Raw genomic sequence first — 16,292 nt, forward strand, 5'->3', positions numbered from 1 at the left:
GTAATTCTTCAGAGCGACGGAGCACTAGATGCGTTCAGGCGTTTCCTTTTCTACCCGCGTGCACAGTCCCAGTGTGCGCGCATGGCTCGTGCTGTGCGCGATGTCCATGCTGCAGTTCTTCATTGCGGTCGACGTGACCGTGGTCAATATCGCGCTGCCCTCGATCGGCGCGGACTTCGGTGTCGCAGGCCATTCTCTGACCTGGGTCGTGGTCGGCTACACCGTCACCGGCGGCGGGCTGCTGATGCTCGGCGGCCGACTCGGTGACCTGCTCGGACGCCGCCGCACCCTCCTGGTCGGCACGACCCTTTTCGGCGCGGCTTCCCTGCTCGCGGGCCTGTCCACGTCCTTTCCGGTCCTGGTCGCCGCCCGCCTGCTCCAGGGAGCCGGCGAGGCTGTCGCGCTGCCCGCGGCGATGGCGACCATCGTGCTGCTCTTTCCCGAGGGTCCGCGCCGGTCACGCGCCCTGAGCGTCTGGGCCGCCGTGGCCAGTTGCGGCCTGGTACTCGGGTTTGCCCTATCGGGGATCATTACCGCCCACCTGGGCTGGCGCTGGATCTTCTTGATCTCGGTGCCGTTCATCCTGGTCGTGATCGTGGCCGCGCTCATCCTGATCCCGGCAGACCGGCCCGCGTCTCGTGAGGGGATCCGACTGGATCTTCCGGGCTCGCTTCTGCTGACCGCGTGCCCGTTGCTGTTCGTCTACGCCGCAGTCGAGGCCGGCGAGCCTGCGACCAATCCGTGGGTGAGCGTGGCCGCGTTGGTCGGCGCAGCGCTGGCTGCCGTCGGGTTCGTGCGGGTCGAGTCGAGGTCGCCGAATCCGCTGGTCCCGCTGACGTTCTTCGCTGACCGCGCTCGGCTGCGGGCGAATCTGACGACGATGCTGCTCAGCGGGGCGTTGTCGACCTCGTTCTTGCTGTTCACTTTTTACCTGCAGGACAGGCTTGGCATCGGGCCTTTGGGGGCGGGCCTCACGATGTTGCCCCTGGCCGGGGCTCTGATAGCGGCGTCGGTGCTCGTGCCCCGGTTGCTGGGACGCTGGGGCGCACGCGCGTGCGTGCTGGTCGGGCTCGCGTCCGCTGTAGGCGCGATGGCTATGGTCGCGCTCGTGGCCGTCCTGGGCGGCGCGGCGGCATGGTTGCTCCCGGCGATGCTGCTGATCGCAGCGGGAATGGGTTTCGGACTCGTGGGTCTGCAGTACATCGCGGTCAGTGGGACCACCGACGAAGACGCCGGGATTGCCTCCGGCGTCCAGCGAGCAGCAGACCAGCTCGGCGGAGCAGCCGGTGTGGCCATCTATGTGGGTCTCGGGTTCGCCCCGGCCCTGCACGCCGGAGACCCGTTCGTGATTGCCGCGGTACTCGCCATCATCGGGCTAGTGGTCGGTGCCGTGGTGATCTCCCGCTCGCCGGCCACTGCGTCGAGGTAGGCGTAGACCGGATAGCCGAGCAGGCTGCCGCGCCGCGCCCAGACGGCCGCGGCGCGGCGGCCCCGCACCTACGCTCCGCCGACGACTAACAGAAGACCACGTGCCCGTCCTGCCCACCTGCATCGCCAGCCCTCTATGGGAACAGCTCCAAGCACTGCTTCCCAAACGGGACATCAACCACCCTCTGCGTTGCTACCCGGCCGCGCATCCCTGACGGAGTCGTCTTCGACATGCTTCTGGCCCGCTTCGTCCTGGGGAAATTCAACAGCAGCACGCCGACGACTCCTGTTCGGCGACTCCCATTGCGCGCGCGTCGCGATGACCGGCGTCTTCGAGAACTCCACCACTCGGTACTGAAGACCTACGACCTGGACAGTCTCGCTGTCGACGGATGCATCGCGCCCGGTGCCCTTGACATACACGCCCTGTCCGCAGGACCCCAGGTGCGCCGGTTCGGGCGAAGCCCGGCCGTGACTGGGCGGTGCCGGTCCTCGCCGTCAAGACACCGCACCCCATTGATCACGACGGAAGTCGAATGTCCAGGTCAGCGAACGCCTTCTCGAGTCGGACCGTGTCGGCCGGGGTGTGGCATCCGGTGTGCAGGAACGCGAACAGCGAAGCCGCCGCAGCGCTGTTGCCGCGGGCGAACTCGATGGCGGCGTCGATGGCGTCCTGCACACCGTCCCACGCACTGTGCTCGCGAGCCGGGAAGGACGAGCGGGTGGGAGCGGTTCCCGGATCGACTGTCGCGACCGGGATCGGGGCGAGGAGACCGCCGTGAGTGCCTCCGGCCGCGATGTCGCCGCGCTCGATCGCGGAGATGGCCGCCGCGGCGGCAGCGAGGACGCGTTCCTGCTCGGTCCATCGCAGATGCTCGAACACCACTCGCGACGCCTGTGGCGGCCGCGGATGCCCGGTGGAGTTCCAGATGGCTGACAGCACCGTCGACCACCGCCCCGCGCGGCAGAGCGGGGTGCAGACGTCGTCGACGACGCTGCGCAGCATGCGGAACCACACTGCGGCGTGGACCCGGTCGCGGTCGAGCTGCACCCACCCGGACGTCAGAGCTCGGGCGGTGCGCCGGTCGAGTGCGACGACTTCCGGCGGTGCCGAGACCGGCTGCAGCCGCTCCTCCGACGCGGTGCGGTCCCAGAGAACGGCCCGCCCGGGCAGGACTGAGCAGAATTCGAGTCGAGACCCGCTCTGCGGGTGTCCTTCTGTGCACGGTCGGTGAGGTCGCGCATCTGCTCGATCATCGAGAACAGGGCACTCTCGTCGATGCTCGACCGTCCTTGCTCTCGCAGGCGGGCGGTTGCCGCGCGGTGCTCCCACAGTGTCACCGCAGGGTGCGCCATCATCCGGTACGGGACCTCGATGTATCCCGCGCCGTCCGGTTCGAGAACCCAGATGCGGCTCAGATCGCGGGGGTCACGTCGGATGACGAATGCGCCCAGGTGCTCTCGGCGCGCGACCCACGGCTTGAGTGCGTTGGAGAAGTAGCGCACATGGTCGACGACGAATCCGGTGCGAGTCACCCTGCGGCGGATCACGGGCAGGAAGTCGATCAGGAACGCGGCCTCGTCGACCACCACTCTCGGCGGGCTTGTCGCAGCGTCGACTCCGGTGCCCCATCTTGTCGCCGGAGACTGCCGGAGGCCCGTGTGCACGCTCTCGTGGTAGGTCGCGATCGAGAGCACCAGCCACCGTTCCAGCTCGCGCAGCGTCAATGCGGCGTGTGCATCCGAGTCGTAACTGCCTCGCTGGCTCGGGTTCGAGAACGTCGTTCCGGGGAGCTCGTGCACTGCGGTCATCGCTGTTCCGATGACGCGTTCGACTATCCCGCCGTAGTGGGGTCGCCCCGGTGGCCGGTAGTCGAGTGTGATGGCGTGTTGAGCGCAGCCCCGACGCAGTGCCTCGCTCTTGAATTCGGCGGCGTTGTCCAGGTACAACCGCTGCGGCTTGCCGGCCATCGGCCACCGGACCTCGGCCGTCAGGTCGTGGGCCTGCAACCATGTTTGTTTTTCACTGCACACACGTCCCAGGCACAGGCCCACCGAGACAGCGGAGGGCGGTTCCAGTGTCACCACGAAACCGAGTACGGCTCGACTGAAGACGTCGATGGCAACCGTCAGGTAGGGCCGGCCGATCGGTCTGCGCTCGTACTCGTCGACGACCATGACGTCGACAACGGTGTGATCGACCTGAACCAGTTCGAGGATCCCCCGAATCGGCGGTGGGATGTCGCCGGCCGCCTGGCGTGGACGTGCCTCGTCCGCTCCCCCTCGTGCTCGGGCCACCATTGCGGGATTCAGGGCCGCGATCCGTGTAGCGACCGTGTTTCGAGACGGCGGCAGCAGGCCCGCACGGTGACAGACGACAGCGATACGACGATGCACCGCAGCGACACTCAACTTCTGGCGGCGGAGGAAGTGTCGTCCCACCTGCTCCGCGATAATCGATTCGACAGCATCGGACACCCGGGTTCCACCGCGACCACCCGACGGCCGGCGCACCAACAGATCGGCGACAGTTCCTGTCCCGTTCTCGAGCTTGTCGAGCAGGACGTACACCTGCCGACGGGACAGGCCCAGCCGTTCGGCCGCATCGTCGACAACCGACAAGCCCACCGGGTGCGTCTCGACCAGTGGAGCGAGCACCGCGAAACGGGATTCAGCCTGCCCCCAACTCTTCGGCGACGCGGTCAGAACCCCGCTCTCGATCACATCCAGCTTGTCTACGTCCACCTCGTCCCCAGGCCACCCGAGTTCGCGACAGTGCTGCGCTCTTCCGACACCAGGATTTCAGAACGCGACTGCACTCACCCAAGAAACGCGACGAAAAGGAGCGGTTCACTCCTGACACTGACAGGCTGATTCGTGGATCGAGGGGGTGACAGAAACGTTCGTTTTAGTCACCCGTCACTGCATATCGGTTCGTCACCCTGCGGTGTGGCGGAGACCGGCAGCGGCCGTAGGCCTTTTAGGGTTCGGCCATGGACTCGCGCGGTACAGGTGATGACGATCGACAGCCCATGGACGAGACCGGCAACAGCGGTGACGGTGTGGTCATTCCGGTGAACTTCGGGACCGGGACATCTTCCCGGAGCGATGCCCCGTCCCCCGGTGCGGAACCAGAAGACCTGGCGGCAGATATCGACGGTGATGCAGGATTCGAGGATCTGGTGATAGAACTGACGGCCCGGCAACGCCGGTTCGTCGAGGTCGCAGCGTGGACTCTGGCCGATGATGTCTACGACGCGATCGAGGAGCTACACCGACGTCCGGAGTCGGCATCGCGCAGTTCGTCGATTCTCAGTGACTTCCCGCCTGTGACATGGACGCAGCCGGCGGCATGGTGGCGTGAGCAGGCCCGCTGCTTCGACGATCTCGCACTCGAGGCTCAGGCCGGTATCGACCCGGATCCGGTCTGCACCGGGGAGGAGATGGCGCTGCACCTGGTCCTCGGTCGAGCACGGGCAATGGCCACCGACGAGTCCGATCGCCGTATGGATTTGGTCGGCGGCATCGCCGCGCACGACAACGACGACGACTGGGAAGGTCCGCTGGACTTTCTGTTCCAGGACCACGATGTGCTGACGTTGTTCAACAACGATCTCGAACCGTTTCCCGGTGCCGCCAATCTCGCGCCCGTCGATTGGTTCACCCCGTTCGTCGACATCGAGTCCCGCAGGCCCGATCGCGGCTTCCGACGCTGACAGTGCTCCTGTAACCGGGTCACGTCTGCGAGCCGATACCGCGAGAAGCTCTGTCTCAGGTGAGATCGGGGGGCGGTTCGGGATGTGCACTCGTTGCCTCGCGGACCGCGTCGGGCTCGAAGGACAGGATCGCCGTGCCTTCCTTGCGGCTGAGGGGGCGGTTGTCGTGGTGGTGCGGGACCGCTTCGGGGTTCGCGAGGTCGCGGACCCGTACCCCGACGAGTTCGGCGAGGGCGACGGCCTGTTCCCAGGTCGGGTACAGCACACCGGCTTCCCACCGATCCACTGCTGGTTCTTCGGCTTTGCAGGCGATGTCGACGTGGGGTCCGATGTGTTGGCCGCAGTCGAGTGTGTGGGTGATGTACCAGGGGACCAGCTTGCCGTCACGCCAGTGTTGCCAGTCAGTGGTGTCAGGTGCCGTAAAGGGTTGCCGATTCTCGAAGTGCACAGCGAACCGGTGGGCGCGGTCGAGATCAGCCTGCGGGAGCGAGCTCGCGCAGGGCGGCGTCATAGTCGGGTCGGGTGTCGATTCCGCCTGGCGGGTGCGGCGGTTGAACGGGTTTCGCACTCGTTCTCGTCGTCTCTCTTTGCGTCGCAGTGGGGGTGTCGATTCTAGGTCTGCGAGGCCCGCCGACCGGTCGTGGGTGCCGTCGGCGCTTCGAGTGCTGTGCGCAGCTCTGTTGTCGTCAAACCCGCGAGGGTGTGCGCGTCGACGGCGGGGATCTCGGCGGCGGTGAGTTTGGCGAGCATGGCCGCTTCGTCGTCGATGAATGCCCGTAGCCAGGCCCGGTGTTGGTGGGTGACTGCTCGGGCGTGGGAGAGCTTGGTCTGCCAGGCTGGTTGTGGGTGCAGCCCGGCTGGGGTTTTGGGCCTGGTGAACATGGCTTTCCCGGTCGGGAAGTCCTTGGTGGTGAGCCAGAGTCCTGAGGCGTCTCGGGTGTAGCGGGGTCGGGTGGTGGAGTAGACGATGGTGTATCCGAGACCGTCGATGGCCCAGGCGAGGTCGTAGCCGGTGTCGATGACTGCGGCGTCGGGAATGTGGGCGAAGAACTCTTCCCACCGTTGCTCGGCCGGTCGTTCGTCGACGGCAAGCAGCGACTCGTGCGCGCTGAGGTCTGCCAGGACGCCGTCGATGTCGATGATGACGACTCGATCGTCACCGGGCTTGGCCCACGGCCGGCGGGGTTTCGTGGTGCGGGCTCGTTTGGCCGGCCGCTGTGCGGGCTTGTTCGCGGGCCGGTCGACGGTGGTCATCGTTCGCTCACCTGATCATTGGTACCAGCTGCAGCTGGTGTGGTCCGCTCCCCCGTTTCGGCGCGGGAATGCAGGTAGTCCTGTGTCGCGGCTGCTGTGACCAGTGTTCGGACGGTGTCCGAGAAGAGGTCGCGCAGGTCCGGAGGGTCGCTGTATGCCGGGGTTATGTCGGCAAGGATGCGGTGTCCGGCGAGTGTGGCGAGAAGGAAGTTCGTGAACCGCTCTGCGGTGAACCCTGAACGGAGGAACCCTGCTTGTTCGGCGTTGACGGCGTGGTTGCGGATGGCTGCTTCCCATACGTGGGATGGGCGCTGCAGATCGGGCAACGGTGGATCTAGCGCCAGCTTCATTTCTGCGCGCCCTGAGACGCTGGTGGCGACGGCCGCGATGTCGTCGACGATCCCGGCGATCGCGTCGAAGGGCTGGATGTGTGCACTACGCCATCGTTCGACGATCGGTGTGTATGCCGAGCGCACGTCTTCGAGGACGGCTTCGGCGAGGGCTTCCTTCGATGGAAAGTGGAAGTAGAGCGCACCTTTGGTGGAGGTCGAGTTGGCGAGAATGCTGTTGACCGACGCGCCGGCATAGCCACGGTCGGCGAACTCGTGTGCGGCGGCGGCGAGAAGTGCCGCACGGGTCTTGATGGCTCGTTGCTGTGTCACCGCGTTGCCTCCGCATACTCGTCAGCCGTCGCAATGGAGGCTGCTGCGTTGGCGTCGACCGGAGAATGGCCGTGCGGGTCTCCCTCGACCACCTCGTTTTGCGGGGTAGTTCGCGGGGTTGCTTTGGAGGCAGCGAATTTCTGTTGAAATTCGACCCATTTGTCGTACCGATCCGCAACGGTGCTCGGATAAACGCCCAGGACATCGGCCGTTTTGTTGAACTTGCCCATTGCCTTTGGGTGATTGAGGTAGACGTCCGCTGTATCCCATACGACCTGAGGAAGGTCCCCGCGTTCGGCTATGTACGCCTCGAGCTGTTCTGCGTCAGTGGGTGGTAGGGCAGGGCCATTCTGTGCCTCCGTGCCGCCAGTGGGGGTAGTGGATGACTGCTCGGCGACGTGCGCGTCGGTGCCTGACGGTGTCGTTGGACTACGACGGTGACGCGGTGCGCTGATACCGATGGACATCATTTCGCACATGGTCATCACCATCAGGGGCGCAAGTGCTCCGAGTGCGGCGGCGACTCCGGCGTTGAGGTCGGTGACGGTGAGGACTGCGTGGTAGGCGTTGCCGGCCATGCTGGCCAGTCCGGCGAGCGTGTAGACGGCGATGATGAAGCGCCGGCCGATCACCGTGGCCCTGTCGGTGTGTTGGGACAGTGCGACGCGGAAGATGCCGGCTACGAGGATCGGTCCGTCGAGGACTACGGGGATCACCCAGGCGGAGTCGCCCAGCCGTGCCATGGTGGCGAGGTCGTAGAGGGTGGAAAAGCTGAGCTTGAAGCTTGATGCGGTCACAGCGATGGCCACGATGAGGCCGATACCGAGTGCCCACTTGATGATGGCGGGGTGTATTTCGGCTGGCTGGCTGATGCCGTGAGAGTCGGTGCCTGATGGTTCGGTGGATTGGTCAGCGTTACGGTGGTTCATAGGTCACAGCTCCTTGAGTTGTCTGTGGCCGCCCGGCCCCGGTGGTGTGTCCGCACTACCGGGGCCTTACGGGATGAGCAGGTCAGGGCATCCGCCGAAGGTCTCCGCTAGGAACGGAAGTGAAGCGGCGGCGAACTATAGTTCTGCATTTCTGTGTTTCTGTGTTTTGCGGTTAGGAAGATCGGTACTTCTTGAGGAGCAGTTCACGGACTTCATCTGCGATCTTGGTTCCCCGCATTGCGCACTGCGCCTTGATGTCTCGGTGAAGGCTGGCAGGGATGTCGATCGTCAGGCGTTTGATTTCCTCTTTCTCCACCGCCTTGACCTGGGCGGGACGCGTTGCTGGCTGCTCATCGGTCGGCGCGGTGTTGCGGCTCTCGACCCACGTGTCCGCTTCGGGAGTGACGCGGGCCGGTTTCACTGGGATGTCTACGCGTTTGCCGCTCATTTCAGGTTCCTCAGCTCTTTCGTGACGCCCTTAATCTCCTCTGCCGCAGGAGAGCTCGGGTCTGCTTCTGCTACTGACAGGCCTTGCGCAGCGGACTCGGCGAACACGACTCGTTGGGTCACGAATCGTTCGAGGAGGGTCGTCTCCCCTTCCCGTTCTGCGAGAGCAGTTCGGACGTCTCGGCCGATCGCCGTGCCTGAGATTCTACGATTAAGCACAAATACAGAAATCAGGTCGTCTCGGTACACTTTCGACTCGGCCACGAGGCTGAGAACTTCCTCTGCGGCCCACACGTCGTACGGCGATGGCTGTATGGGTATGACTACGACGTCGGCGGCGAGAATGGCCGACCTTGCCAGATCGGTGACACGCGGCGGCCCGTCGATGACGACGTGGTCGTAGCCCTCACTCATTGTCGCGACCTCACGATGGAGCGTCGCCCGCGGGAAGCCGACGACCGTGAAGAGTGGTGGTTCCTGCCTGGCGGCGGCCCAGTCGAGTGCACTGCCCTGTGGGTCTGCGTCGACCAGGAGGACGCGAGATCCGTCAGACGCGAGCTCCGCAGCGACGTTGATGCTGAGAGTTGTCTTGCCGACGCCTCCCTTCTGATTCAGAAAACTAAAAATCATGAAATGCGCCTTTCTGTTTTTACAGAAGCACGTAGGAACGCGTCTGTAACTTTCTGTGGACCAGGGTTTCTGTAATTCTGCATTTCAGGACTACGCAGTCGTTACTCGCACACTTGAACAGCCCTCAAAGCCGGTGGTGAGGTGGCGCACAAAACAGGTTTTCTGTATTTCTGCAGATCATGAAACGTGCGTTTCCGTGATCAGGCCGAAACGCACCCTGCTTACAAGGACGGGCAAGTGGAGCTTGCGGCCTGGCATCCAGCTGCGCCCTACATTAACACAGATACGTAAACTTACAACAGCACATTTCCGTGCTTCCGGTTTTCTGTATTTCTGTGCTTCTGTACTCAGGGCTCGGAGGCGTGCTTTCGTTTTTGCAGAAACGCGTGTTTCTGCAAAAGCACAACGTTGGAGGTAACGGCCCTGCCGGGGGACTCAGGCGCGCACGATCACTGCGCCGAGATGGTCACTCAGGAGCTCGATCGCTTCCAGCACAGGATCGGGCTCCGGGGGTGGCCCTGCAGCGAGGATCGCCGCCCATAGCGTCTCTGACTCTGCCCCGCGCGGTGGGGGAGCGCCGTAGATCGGAACGTCGGCCGCTGGATCTTTCATGGCCAACGCCACGGCCGGACCGTAGAAGCGGTTTTCGAGCCACACCTGCCACAAGAGCCGTTCGGCTCGGTGTCGAACGATGCGGTCGGCCGCGACGGTCTCGAGGCCGTGAGCGTCCGCTACGTCGTCCAACGTGCGACTTCCGGGACCCAATGTCGCCCCGTCGCGTTCGATGAGTCCAGCGGCCGTCAGAGCCGCCAGAATCGCGTAACCGTTCGACGGCCGCAGCATCGCGCCGGCAAAGACGTCGTCGATGTTCGTAGCCAGACCCGCTACGACCAGCTCGTACACCGCCCGCCCACGCAGACCGAGCACGCTCCATGCTGGATGTACCGGCTCCACACGTGCACGCTCGATCCGCGCTCGTCTTGGGCCCTTTGTGGTCGCGGGTGTGGTCAGGGCGTAGCGATCTGCCTCACGGCCAGCACCGCGGGCCACGAGAAGCAGGGGAGACCCTGGAGTATCTCTGAGCACCCGCAACGCACTCCAGACCGTCGATTCCGACATCAACCCAGCCGAATGCGACAAGCTCCGTCCACCCACTGCCACCACCGGCACTCCCTCGACCAATTCGCCGGCCAGAGCCGATGTGTAGGCGAGTGCTTGGACCACTGCCAGTAGGACAGGGCGCTGGCGGGTACCGAGAAATTCTGAGTCAATCCACAGCTGTGCGTGTGCCAGCCATTGGCGACGAATTCGATCTTTCAGGAAGGAACTACTACCCCCTGTGTGTCTGTTCTTGTGCGTGAGTTGGTGGAATGGGCGGACGATCCTTGCGGCCCAGCTCAGGGCGTTGGCGACGTCTCGTTGCAGAGCGGCGGCGGAGTGCCTGCCGTACTTGTCGATGTACGAGTTACGGACTCCCGACCACGCCTTGGTGACGATCGCCTTCTCGATGTCTGCGGTGCTGGCACCGCGCAGGACGGCGTGGCTGATGACGGCTTGCCGCGCCTCTGAGGGGGAGTCCCAAAGGGCTCTGGCTGTTTTGGTGAACTTGCCCGTCGCCGCGTACGCCTCGACCGCCTCTGGGACGGCCGTAGTGCGGTGGAAGCGCGGGTCCAAGCGTCGGTCCCGGCCGACACCGACGAGGCGTTCGTCTTGGGTGAGGGAGGCAGCGACAGCGGCTACAGGGGTTCGGTGCCGGGGAGTGGTCGCACCGCCCAAGAGAGCGATGAGGCGGGGGACGATACCGCGGTCGGACCGAACGGTGAAGGCGTCTATCGCCTCGTCGAGGGTGCCGTCGAGGATGCGGTAGCCACCCTCGCGGCACGGTGAGCCCGGGGGAGTGATGCATCCCCAGTCCGCGTTGAGCATCGGAGTGGCGTCCAGGGTGACCAAGCGGGCCGACAGGAGCTGCATCACCATCTTGATGTCGTCGACGCGCAGAGCGATGTCGGTGGCCATCGGCACCAGGACGTGGCGGCCGCCGCTCGTCGAACGATCGGTGACGGTGCGTCCACCGCATTCGTGGAGCCATCCCAAGGCACGTTCGACATCGACGTCGACCTGCTCCGGCGTGTGGTGCTTGGCGTCGAAGTCCAGCGCTAGCAGGCTCGTACGGCCGCGCGCATAGATCGGCACCGCGGCCGGCACGACCGGTAGGTGCTTTGTCAGAGTCCGCGAGGTATCGAACTTGCCGCTAGCGGCACTCCAGACACGCATGGACCGACGCGCGGCCACCAACGGAGACAGACGTCTCCACGTGTTGTCGGGTGTCGACATTGCCGTGACGACACGAGCATCAAATCTTGAACCTTCATCAGGGCGCGATGTACCCTGAGACCTGTCTTCCACGACAGTCCCTTCGGGGATCTCGAGACCAGCGAGTTGCCGCTCACTGGCTCAGGCTTTTGACGGTCCCTCGATCCCTATCGGGGGACCGTCGCTTTATCTCTGCTAAGCAGTAAGGGAGAGCTGGCCCCCTTCTGCATATGAAATGTCCGGGCCGAGCTGCAAATCACGCCGCCCCGCGAGCCCGCAGAAGACATCGCGAGCAAAGCGTGAGACAGCGCTGTAACCAGCACGGTGGGCGAGTTCGACAGCATTCACCTTGTCTGGCACGCGAATGGTGTACTTCTGCGTGGTTTTAGGCGCTGCCGGTAGGCGGGCCGAAAACGGCAGCGGTAGCGCGTTGAGAGGAAGATTGACGTCGGGACCCAACTTGAGCTCCTCAAGGCCAGCGAGATCGCAAAAGACGTCTGCGCTGAATCGGGAAACCGCACTGTATCCCGCCTGATGGGCAAGCTGTTCTACGTCGACCTCTGACGGAACACCCCGGACGAGAAAGCCCCGCCGGGTCCCGAGGTGGGGTTGTGCCACGGTCACTCCTCTCGACGTAGTTGCTGCGGACCCATGTTCACACGCAGAGCGAATCAGATACGTGCACGACACGCGGTAGGGCCTGAGAAATTCCGTCCCGGAGCTCTATGGCGGCCTTGTGACGGATGGCGTCGACGGGCCTGCCCGGTAGCATCGCAAACCATGACACTTGAGGTTTCGAGCGTTGGCACGACTGCCGTCATCACCGCTCAAATGCGCGCCATCGAGTCGGCGCGCCCGGACAGGCTTTTCTCGGACGAACTAGCTGGTGAGCTGGTAAGTGCTGCGGGACTCGGCATCGAGCAGGTCACGCTGGACCAGGTGGAGGGCCAGAGGGTGTACGTCTCGTTGGCTGTCCGCACGCACTACCTAGACGACTGGTGCGCACGTTTGCTGGCCGGCCAATCGATCAAGCAGGTTGTGATTCTCGGCGCAGGCCTCGATACACGCGCAATTCGACTTGGATGGGTCGAGAGTGGAGTTTCCGTCTATGAGATAGACCGGTCAGACGTTACGGAGTTGAAAGCCCACACGCTGGGCATAGATTCCAACGCGCGCTGGCACGGTGTCGCGGCCGATTTGACCTCAGACCGTTGGTCCGAGACGTTGGTGGCAGCGGGCTTCGATGCTTCCAAGCCGACTCTCTTCATTGCCGAGGGCCTGTTCATGTATCTCAAAGACTCGGCTAGTCGGAAGATCATCGAAACTCTTCGCGGTGTGGCCGCCCCTGGTAGTCATCTACTGGCTGTCCATTTTGGGCTAGGTGCACAGCTAGACGCTGAAACCCAGGCCATGTCTGCTGCTGTCGGAAACAACGGCTATGCGTTCGAGTCAGTGATTGAGACGACGCCTCAGGAATGGCTAGGAGACACGTGGCAAGTGCAGAGCGCATTGTCGATTGCTCAATATGCACCCACGGTTGGTCGAAAGATCCCGTATGACGAGGATGCAATTGGGGCCGAGGTTACCTGGATGTTCGCGGCTGCAGTTAAACCGTAGACATCTCAAATAGCATTCGTCGTGCAATTACCGGTGTCCGCGCCGCCCGCCAGCACTCTAAACGAGTCTGCGGGATCTGTAGATGCTCGAACACATTGCGGTGTTCAAGCTGACGTGAGCGGACCCATTCGTCGTGACGGTCCCACAGCATCTGAAAGTACTGAATGCGCACCCAGAGACGGACCAGTAGCGGGACAAGAAAGGCAGCTAGCAGCTGAACCGTTACGAGCGTAGTAAGTGCAACCGCAATGAGCGATCCATTGCGTGCGTATGCCTCTGGAAATAGGCCGGGCGCTGCTTTGATGATGAAAACACGCAATACGATGTGCAATGCAAAAACTACGGCTGTAATGGCAGACGACGCTATTAGGAGCATCATGACTCGGATTGGCCCCGTGAATTCTCGAAGATTTCCAAGGATCAGTCCGAGCGAGATGATGCCGACGCCAGCAATTGCCAGGGCTATATAACCCCAAAAGATCACTTGCGACGCATTCCACTCAAAAGCGTCAGGAAGATATGGCTCCGGCTGACGCCATAGCCCACTGGTTATGAACGCCGTGAGCATAATCACGCTGGACCCACCAGCAAAGAGGTGAGGAACGAGTGGCTTTACGTCAGCTCCGACGAGCCAGGCAACAGCCGGCACGCAGTAGACGATTGCAACGGTCGTGCAGGTGATAGTCAGAACATAGGGGATGTTGTGCCAGTTGTAGTGACCAAGGAGCTCTCCCGCTACAAATGACACCTGGTCCTCGATTCCGGGTAGGTGCAGGAATCGGGCGGTAACAAAAAGCAAGACTGCGATCCCAAACCAGTGGCCAGCCGACGTTGGGTTTCGGACTGGCCCCGAGCGAGCGAGGAGGACGACCCCCACCAGTGCCAAGAACGACGCTCCGATGGACGTCGTGAGATCAAGAATCCACATTGTGACTCCCCTTTAGTAGTACCCAAAGGTGCGGGCAAGCCGGTCGAGCATCTGGGCGGTCTTGTCTGCGCCACGCCGCGCCGCAATTCGGTCACGCTTGTCGTCCACTTCAGCGAGCAGCAGGGAAGCAAACCACTCGGCCTCCTGCTCGATCGTCCCTAGAGCGGTGGCCGTAGGCGCTAGCTTGGCCACGGAGTGCACCTGGCAGGTGAACCTCGCAGCTCGCTTACGCACCAGGTGAGGCGGGAGTGCATCGAACCAAGAAACCCAGGCGTCCGGTGAAGCTTGTTGGGGGTGTTCTAGTAGTAGGTGTCCCATCTCGTGTGCGATGGCGTATCGCCGCTCATTAGCAGTGAGCCCCGGAGGTAGAACGATTTCGTCGGCCAGCTCGCGAGTCCACAGTTGCCCCGTGACACCAGCGGTGAGCGATATGAGGTCTCGTGACTCTATGACGGTGATGGGTCGTCGTCGCCGCCGCGCTTCGGAAGCTACGAACTCGTCCACACTCCAGGTCGGGCCGGGATTGATTCGTCGCACCAGCTGAACGGCCACCTGTCTAGGATCAGAAGGGGGCAGCTGGTCTGATTTGCTTCTCCCGGCTTCCTTTGAAAACCGGGAGAAGAGGGTCATGGCGCGACGCGGTCCAAGCGTCCTGTACGAAGAAGTTCTGCACGGTATGCACGCAGATCGTCTACCGACATGTTGCCCATTCCGTGCGGTGTCTCCCGCCCCCGCGCCAGCGGCATGCCAAAGAAGTTCTCGCAAAGGAAGAGCTCAGCCTGAACCAAGGGCTTCATGTACAGGTCAGGATCGTCAGCGAGGAGCTTGCTGCCCTCGTACCATTCGCACGCAACCGCGTATGCCTCTAGCTCGCGTGGGGTCGGCAGAAGTGTCCCGTCGAGGTGGGCCTTAATCGTCCTGGGGCGGATCGCGCAGCCTGCGCGGGTCAGCCGTTCAGCGAGCAGTTCGTGCGTGCCGTCACTCATCGCTGAGCGACCCGTCACTTCGATCATCAACCAGAGCCGGTGAGAAATCGCCTCCGACTTTCCTAGATCGCTGTTCCGTCGTGAGGGGGCAGCGACGTCTTCACTGGCTCCATCAGGTGCGGCGTTCGTCATTTTCGCAAGTCTAGAGAGCTTGCAAAGCAATCGCACGCAGCTTGTTAGTAAGGCGACATGCGTAACGACCGGTCTGATCTTCGAGGGCACCCACGAGCCACCTGCGGTAGTTCTGGTCGTCGACTTGCTGTTCGGTCGGCTTGTCGAAAGGTGGATCTTCTAGCAGGTAGGGGGCAAATGTGATCCTCAAAAAGCCTGGTATCGACCGGGTAGGCCCTCCGAAACGCTCCAAAACCTCTGTTGCATGCGCGGCCGAGAGTTGCTGCGCAAACCTAATAAGGGAACCGAGAGCGCTTGTCCCGCCCGCGAGATCCGAAGGGGAGAGGCTCTGCTGGATAAGAAGAAGTCCTTCCCGAAGTACCTCAACGGGCACTGCCACATATGCAAAGTCCAGGGGATCGCCCGCACTGCCTTCAGCAGCTAGCTCCTGTGGCGCACTTGGCTTAGTCGGCTGGGTAGGGATCGCTGCACTGATGTCTTCCAGCGGTGTCGGCTCACGCAGGTCAAGACATCCGGCGGCCGATCCTGGGACCCACTTCAGACCAGCATCTAAACGGTCGAGGGTGCTGGGACGTGGGTACGCCGTCGTCGCGGTCGGAGACTCGAGTCGCGCCATCGTCGAGTCAGAAGGGCCGCCGGCCTCATGAAGCCCGATTCGCGTGAGACCCAGGGCCCGACGCCTCATCGTCACGGCGTCAGCGAGGAACGCCAGCGGCGGCGGGATTTGCTCAAGCACACGCAAAAGCTTATCGCCCATAAGAGACCGAAACCCTCTTAAGGGCGATGACACCCGGGAATCCGTCACATACCCTTTATACACATGTCACACAGTCCTCGTTGGGATCGAACAACGCAGATTGCGACTCTCTTAGGCCCAGTTTGGCTACATAACGTGTTAGTGTGCTTTCTATGTCGGATAGGGTGGCCGTAAAAAGGCTGGTACACCGCGACCGACGACGCTCACACGACGTCTTTGGAGGCGTGCATGGAAGCTACCTACTCCCGGGTCCGGTCAGAGACGGAGTCGAAGAACGGCCGTCCCCTCTGCGAGTCCACTGGATTCATCAGCATGATTTTCGGAATGGTCGGGTGTTCACTTCCATCTGGCCACGACGGACCGCAACACGAGCTGCGTTGCGAGGCGACCGGAGAGCTCCTCGGAGCGTGGCCCGCCAAAGTGGGGAACGCCAGGCGGCGCGAAGACTCACCGCGCACGGCCGCCTAACCCCTGAACTCGGGTGGGCTTCTAG

Annotated in this window: 16 protein-coding genes; 3 read left to right on the forward strand and 13 right to left on the reverse strand. The window is 63.1% G+C overall.

What is annotated here, in order from left to right:
• Nucleotides 1–73 precede the first annotated feature (73 nt).
• Entirely contained in the window at nt 74–1,429 is a 1,356-nt protein-coding gene (locus tag CH262_RS02940; protein ID WP_218829290.1) for an MFS transporter, read from the forward strand.
• Nucleotides 1,430–1,948: 519 nt separating this feature from the next.
• On the opposite strand, the gene CH262_RS02950 is transcribed toward CH262_RS02940, so the two are convergent.
• Both CH262_RS02950 and CH262_RS02955 read right to left on the reverse strand, forming a co-directional pair.
• On the reverse strand, nt 1,949–2,479 hold the full coding sequence (locus tag CH262_RS02950) for a hypothetical protein (RefSeq protein WP_094716838.1): 531 nt from the start codon (nt 2,477–2,479) through the stop codon (nt 1,949–1,951).
• A gap of 11 nt (nt 2,480–2,490) precedes the next feature.
• Nucleotides 2,491–4,173 carry a Mu transposase C-terminal domain-containing protein gene (locus CH262_RS02955; RefSeq protein ID WP_256988667.1) on the reverse strand — a complete coding sequence of 561 codons (1,683 nt, stop codon included), beginning with the start codon at nt 4,171–4,173 and terminating at the stop codon, nt 2,491–2,493.
• A gap of 248 nt (nt 4,174–4,421) precedes the next feature.
• Between CH262_RS02955 and CH262_RS02960 the strand changes: the two genes are divergently transcribed.
• Nucleotides 4,422–5,144: a hypothetical protein gene (locus CH262_RS02960; protein WP_143547046.1), complete on the forward strand. Its 723-nt coding sequence runs from the start codon at nt 4,422–4,424 to the stop codon at nt 5,142–5,144.
• A 55-nt stretch (nt 5,145–5,199) separates the two neighbouring features.
• On the opposite strand, the gene CH262_RS02965 is transcribed toward CH262_RS02960, so the two are convergent.
• The 8 genes from CH262_RS02965 to CH262_RS03000 form a co-directional block, all read right to left on the reverse strand.
• Nucleotides 5,200–5,712 carry a hypothetical protein gene (locus CH262_RS02965; RefSeq protein ID WP_143547047.1) on the reverse strand — a complete coding sequence of 171 codons (513 nt, stop codon included), beginning with the start codon at nt 5,710–5,712 and terminating at the stop codon, nt 5,200–5,202.
• 44 nt (nt 5,713–5,756) lie between these two features.
• A complete protein-coding gene (locus CH262_RS02970) occupies nt 5,757–6,398 on the reverse strand; it encodes an LNS2 domain-containing protein (RefSeq protein ID WP_094716841.1) in 642 nt (213 codons plus the stop codon).
• Nucleotides 6,395–7,060 (reverse strand): TetR/AcrR family transcriptional regulator, encoded by a 666-nt coding sequence (locus CH262_RS02975; protein WP_094716842.1) that lies wholly within the window; start codon nt 7,058–7,060, stop codon nt 6,395–6,397. The genes CH262_RS02970 and CH262_RS02975 overlap by 4 nt, the downstream gene beginning before the upstream one ends.
• The gene (locus tag CH262_RS02980) at nt 7,057–7,989 is read right to left on the reverse strand and encodes a DUF2637 domain-containing protein (protein ID WP_094716843.1); all 933 of its coding nucleotides are present in this window, start codon (nt 7,987–7,989) and stop codon (nt 7,057–7,059) included. Before CH262_RS02980 ends, CH262_RS02975 begins: the two co-directional genes overlap by 4 nt.
• Nucleotides 7,990–8,161: 172 nt before the next feature.
• Nucleotides 8,162–8,437, reverse strand: a complete 276-nt coding sequence (locus CH262_RS02985; protein WP_094716844.1) for a hypothetical protein — start codon at nt 8,435–8,437, stop codon at nt 8,162–8,164.
• The gene (gene parA / locus CH262_RS02990) at nt 8,434–9,066 is read right to left on the reverse strand and encodes a ParA family partition ATPase (RefSeq protein ID WP_094716845.1); all 633 of its coding nucleotides are present in this window, start codon (nt 9,064–9,066) and stop codon (nt 8,434–8,436) included. The genes CH262_RS02985 and parA overlap by 4 nt, the downstream gene beginning before the upstream one ends.
• Before the next feature lie 435 nt (nt 9,067–9,501).
• A complete protein-coding gene (locus CH262_RS02995) occupies nt 9,502–11,400 on the reverse strand; it encodes a hypothetical protein (RefSeq protein ID WP_143547048.1) in 1,899 nt (632 codons plus the stop codon).
• Between the two features lie 174 nt (nt 11,401–11,574).
• Nucleotides 11,575–11,997 (reverse strand): hypothetical protein, encoded by a 423-nt coding sequence (locus CH262_RS03000; RefSeq protein ID WP_143547049.1) that lies wholly within the window; start codon nt 11,995–11,997, stop codon nt 11,575–11,577.
• A 162-nt stretch (nt 11,998–12,159) separates the two neighbouring features.
• Between CH262_RS03000 and CH262_RS03005 the strand changes: the two genes are divergently transcribed.
• Complete coding sequence (locus CH262_RS03005; protein ID WP_179274899.1) at nt 12,160–12,996, forward strand: class I SAM-dependent methyltransferase; 837 nt, start codon at nt 12,160–12,162, stop codon at nt 12,994–12,996.
• Here CH262_RS03005 and CH262_RS03010 read toward each other — a convergent pair.
• The 3 genes from CH262_RS03010 to CH262_RS03020 form a co-directional block, all read right to left on the reverse strand.
• Nucleotides 12,986–13,924, reverse strand: a complete 939-nt coding sequence (locus CH262_RS03010; protein ID WP_094716849.1) for a hypothetical protein — start codon at nt 13,922–13,924, stop codon at nt 12,986–12,988. The genes CH262_RS03005 and CH262_RS03010 overlap by 11 nt on opposite strands.
• 12 nt (nt 13,925–13,936) lie before the next feature.
• On the reverse strand, nt 13,937–14,116 hold the full coding sequence (locus CH262_RS28335) for a hypothetical protein (RefSeq protein WP_143547050.1): 180 nt from the start codon (nt 14,114–14,116) through the stop codon (nt 13,937–13,939).
• A gap of 434 nt (nt 14,117–14,550) precedes the next feature.
• Nucleotides 14,551–15,042 carry a hypothetical protein gene (locus CH262_RS03020; RefSeq protein WP_143547051.1) on the reverse strand — a complete coding sequence of 164 codons (492 nt, stop codon included), beginning with the start codon at nt 15,040–15,042 and terminating at the stop codon, nt 14,551–14,553.
• Between the last annotated feature and the right edge of the window lie 1,250 nt (nt 15,043–16,292).

The sequence above is a fragment of the Rhodococcus sp. 05-2255-1e genome (assembly GCF_002259025.1).
In the GTDB taxonomy this organism is placed as follows: Bacteria; Actinomycetota; Actinomycetes; order Mycobacteriales; family Mycobacteriaceae; genus Rhodococcoides; species Rhodococcoides fascians.

What these genes read in the sequence shown, in the direction of transcription:
- CH262_RS02960 (WP_143547046.1), top strand. Translation starts at nt 4,422, where the DNA reads ATGGACTCGCGCGGTACAGGTGATGACGATCGACAGCCCATGGACGAG.
- CH262_RS02970 (WP_094716841.1), bottom strand. Translation starts at nt 6,398, where the DNA reads ATGACCACCGTCGACCGGCCCGCGAACAAGCCCGCACAGCGGCCGGCC.
- CH262_RS02980 (WP_094716843.1), bottom strand. Translation starts at nt 7,989, where the DNA reads ATGAACCACCGTAACGCTGACCAATCCACCGAACCATCAGGCACCGAC.
- CH262_RS02985 (WP_094716844.1), bottom strand. Translation starts at nt 8,437, where the DNA reads ATGAGCGGCAAACGCGTAGACATCCCAGTGAAACCGGCCCGCGTCACT.
- parA (WP_094716845.1), bottom strand. Translation starts at nt 9,066, where the DNA reads ATGATTTTTAGTTTTCTGAATCAGAAGGGAGGCGTCGGCAAGACAACT.
- CH262_RS02995 (WP_143547048.1), bottom strand. Translation starts at nt 11,400, where the DNA reads ATGTCGACACCCGACAACACGTGGAGACGTCTGTCTCCGTTGGTGGCC.
- CH262_RS03005 (WP_179274899.1), top strand. Translation starts at nt 12,160, where the DNA reads ATGACACTTGAGGTTTCGAGCGTTGGCACGACTGCCGTCATCACCGCT.
- CH262_RS03010 (WP_094716849.1), bottom strand. Translation starts at nt 13,924, where the DNA reads ATGTGGATTCTTGATCTCACGACGTCCATCGGAGCGTCGTTCTTGGCA.
- CH262_RS03020 (WP_143547051.1), bottom strand. Translation starts at nt 15,042, where the DNA reads ATGACGAACGCCGCACCTGATGGAGCCAGTGAAGACGTCGCTGCCCCC.